The 553-nt window shown below is 43.6% G+C and carries 1 protein-coding gene; it reads left to right on the top strand.

From position 1 onward, the window contains the following. The first annotated feature begins 115 nt into the window (after positions 1 to 115). Positions 116 to 526, top strand: a complete 411-nt coding sequence (psiE, locus tag F7Q90_RS25875) for a phosphate-starvation-inducible protein PsiE (protein WP_000987347.1) — start codon at positions 116 to 118, stop codon at positions 524 to 526. Positions 527 to 553 lie beyond the last annotated feature (27 nt).

Genomic DNA, 553 nt, shown 5'->3' with positions numbered 1-553 from the left:
GAGCTGTCCGGAAAATCATCTTATTGAATAAAATTTAAACATAAATAAAAAATATAGATGTTCGTCACATTTTTGCGTTATACAGAAGCCTCGCTACAGAGAAAGAGGGGCTGTTATGATGTCATTATCGCGCTCACATCTTGAGCTCATCGCCACTATTTTACAAAACGTACTGAATTTGGGGCTGCTTACCCTCGGCCTGATCCTGGTCCTTTTTCTCGGTAAAGAGACAGTGCATCTGGCGGATGCGTTATTCGTGCCTGAGCAAGCCAGTAAATATGAACTGGTGGAAGGGCTGGTGATCTACTTTCTTTATTTCGAATTTATTGCGCTGATTGTGAAGTACTTTAAGTCTGGCTTTCACTTTCCGTTGCGCTATTTTGTGTACATTGGGATCACGGCGATAGTGCGCCTGATCATTGTCGATCATAAAACGCCAATGGATGTATTACTCTATTCGGCGGCGATCCTATTGCTGGTTATCACTTTGTGGTTATGTAATTCGAACCGACTAAGGCGAGAATAGGCGTCGCCACACCGTAACGGACGTACG

The sequence above is a fragment of the Pantoea stewartii subsp. stewartii genome (assembly GCF_008801695.1).
In the GTDB taxonomy this organism is placed as follows: domain Bacteria; phylum Pseudomonadota; class Gammaproteobacteria; order Enterobacterales; family Enterobacteriaceae; genus Pantoea; species Pantoea stewartii.
The sequence above is the reverse complement of the archived record's forward strand: the minus strand, read 5'-3'. Positions and strand labels throughout refer to the sequence as shown.